We start from the raw sequence: 2,973 nt of genomic DNA, 5'->3' as shown, positions 1-2,973 counted from the left end.
AGCAGAAATACGGTTCTGCAGGTCAGCGGCATCCTTGGCGTTTGTGGTCATATCCACTTGACGCGAGAGGGTGGCCAGGTTGTTCAGATGCACCTGTACTTCGCTGTAGAGCGCATCGCCACCGGACATGGCTGCGCGAACGGCATCAGAACTGAGCTGGTAGCCTTGGGCGCGTTGGCCTTGTGGGTTGGCAAACAGCTCTTGCGGCAAGGTCTTGATCAATTCCTCGTAGTACGATTGCTTGCTGCCATACGCACCGGAGCCTTGCCGTGCAACGACCTCTTGCCAGGAACCCGGCACGACCGAAGCAGAGTTGATCGAGTCGTTCAGGCCGATGGCACCACGGCCATAGGAACCTTCGAGGTTGCGCAGGATGTTGCCTTGGGTCTGATACGAGTCTTTCAGCGTCTCGAATTGTTCCCGCAGCACAACAAGCTGTTGAGCCAGGGCCGCCCAGGTTCCGGCGTCGCCAGTAGGAACGCCGGTAGCATTCACTTGGCCGCTCACGGCCATGGCCACTGCCACGGCGAGGCCGATTTTCTTCATAGTTGCCATCATTTGACCGCCTTCAGGTTGTGGGTGTTTTTCGCTTTGGCTTCCGCCATAAAGACAGGAACCCATTGCTCAGGGTCGTCGGTGCCGAGGCGCTTGATGATGGAATCCATCAAGGCGACACCAACATCGTTTGAGGACAGCACCGGGATAAAGTCGGACAGGTTTTCGTCATCCACTTCGGAAGTCAGATCGAAAACCGCCCTGATCGACTCCTTCCCGCGACGGATCAGAAACTTGCGGGAAGCCTGGCCGATCTCACGAATCCACTTACGTTCAGCGACGGTCAGGTTTTGATGGTCTTCATCAGTGGCCGCGTCGTTCGACAGGTAGATCTTGGTAGAGGTCTGCTTGTCGATTGAGTCGGTTTCACTGCGGAAGTACTTCGCATCAGGGGTGACGAAGATAATCAGCCCGTTTTTGCGGCGGATCTGCATGATGAAGTTGTCGATTCGCTTCTTCCAATAATCGTTCTTCACCAGGTTTTGCCCTTCCTCCAGTACCAGGATGAAAGGGGTGCCATCCATCGCTTGCTCAATACGGTGGAGCGGGTAGCTCAGTACGACGGGCAGTTCAGGCCGGGCCTCACCGCCCTTGAGCAGTTCCATCATTTCAAAGCAGTAGTGCCGGGAAGTGGTCAGGTCGATAGAGTCGTGTTGATTGTCGAACACACCAGCGTTCGCACCAGTCACGCCCTTGCCGCCGTGCCAGATGGCCATAATGTCTGCCAGCTCGCCCTGGCCATACGTCCACACCACATTGCGCAACCGCCGATCCTCATACGGCAGCGAGTAGTTTTCATCTACCAGGGCCTTGAAGCGCTTAATGTCGTCAGAGTCAGCCGGTGTAGAGGCGTAGCACTGACGCATCTGCACCTGCAGATCGACCAGAAACGCCCGGTTCTCAGCCGTGTCTGGCAGCTTGAAAGGATTCCAATTCATGCCGCTGTGCGGGGAAAGCGTGGTGTGTACCCCGCCCATTGCCTTCATGAACACCTTCGCGCCGAAGCGGTTATCGAACCAGAACACTCGCGGCCCGGCTTTGTCGGCTTCACAAACCATCGCCGAAATCAGCGTGGTCTTACCTGAGCCGGTGTCCGCTGCAACTGCGGTGTGCCCTGCAACCATCCCTTCCAGCTCGCGGTGAAAGTTGAAGTTGTAAGACGTGCCGCTCTCGGTTTCAAAAGCCGTGATCGCAGGCCCCCACAAGTTGCCGTCGCGACGCCCCCTTGCGAAGTTGTGCAACGAAGCGAACCCGGCGAAGTTGCTCGATTTGATCTTCCCACGACGACCGATCAAGGCCTCTTGTTGGCCAGGCAGCTGCGACCAGAAGAAGGTTTCCAGGGCCATCCACTCACGAACGGATTTGACGTTCAGGTCGACAAAGCATCCCTCGATCAAACCAACAGCTTTATCCAGCGCCTTGTTATTCGCTTTGCGATGGTCATCGGAGTCCATTGGCAACGAAGGCACATGAACGAAGATCGTCAGGTGATGCAGGCCATTGACAGTATCGCCACGGCGCAGAGCACGAATGCCCTCAGTCAGTTCCTGGCTGTCATCGTTGGAAATCCCGTGGGTGTCCGATACGGTCAGTCGTCGCTGTTCATCGACCATCGACGACTCGGCTTCAATCCGGTTCGAGAAGAAGAACGATTGCGTGATGATGAATTCCACCGGCTGCTGCAGGAACTTGTTCATCATTCGCGATGGCGTCTTACGCGGCCATTCGGCCATGCTCAACACCGCTCCGATTCTCGAACTGGTGCTACCCCGGACTTCACACATCGTTGCCAACACGCGGAAATTGAGTCGTGCGTATGGCAACATTTCGCAGATTTTCTGATCGCTCACGGGGATCTTGCGATCCTCAAGGTTGATCAGGTAGTGGAAGAACGAGCTGAGTTCGGAGAATTCTTCCCCCAGGTAATCGAGGACAACTTCAGCAGGGTATTGAGCTTGGTCGCCAACCACCTTCTTGAATTCGTCCCAGCTCCACCGGAAACGGCTGACAGCATCAAAGGCCTGATCACGGCCCATGAACGTGGTGGAGCAAACTGGGTGCCGCTGGATCTGCAGCCGGGTAGCGCCGTACTCAGAAAGGCCGCGCAACAGCAGGTTTGACGCCTTGTAAAGATCGTCCGCCATTTCCTCGAAGGATTCAGCATCCTGTTTGTTAGCACTGGTGCCCGTGATGAGCGCAATTCCTCGATCCATGATCCCTGGCATACCGGCACGGAAGCGGCTACGCACCAACGAGATATAAATCTCGTTAACATAGAAGCCTTTGCTCTCGTAGCGCTTACGCCAGGCCGCATTGAACTGCTTGGAGAACCAAGTGGAACCCTGCCCTTCAGGGAAATCAAACACCTTGCGGCGGACTACGTGCACATACAGCGCAAGGTCGCTGGAAGCGATAGTG

Annotated in this window: 2 protein-coding genes; both read right to left on the bottom strand. The window is 56.0% G+C overall.

What is annotated here, in order from left to right:
• Window positions 1-558, bottom strand: a 558-nt coding sequence (locus H7698_RS30935; RefSeq protein ID WP_235992994.1) for a type IV secretion system protein, incomplete at its 3' end; no start/stop codon positions are given.
• Window positions 555-2,973: type VI secretion protein (locus H7698_RS30930; RefSeq protein ID WP_194693877.1), on the bottom strand; the 2,419-nt coding region annotated here is incomplete at its 5' end. The genes H7698_RS30930 and H7698_RS30935, both read right to left, overlap by 4 nt.

Origin of the sequence: Pseudomonas sp. p50(2008) (assembly GCF_015351605.1) — a bacterium.
In the GTDB taxonomy this organism is placed as follows: Bacteria; Pseudomonadota; Gammaproteobacteria; order Pseudomonadales; family Pseudomonadaceae; genus Aquipseudomonas.
The sequence above is the reverse complement of the archived record's forward strand: the minus strand, read 5'-3'. Positions and strand labels throughout refer to the sequence as shown.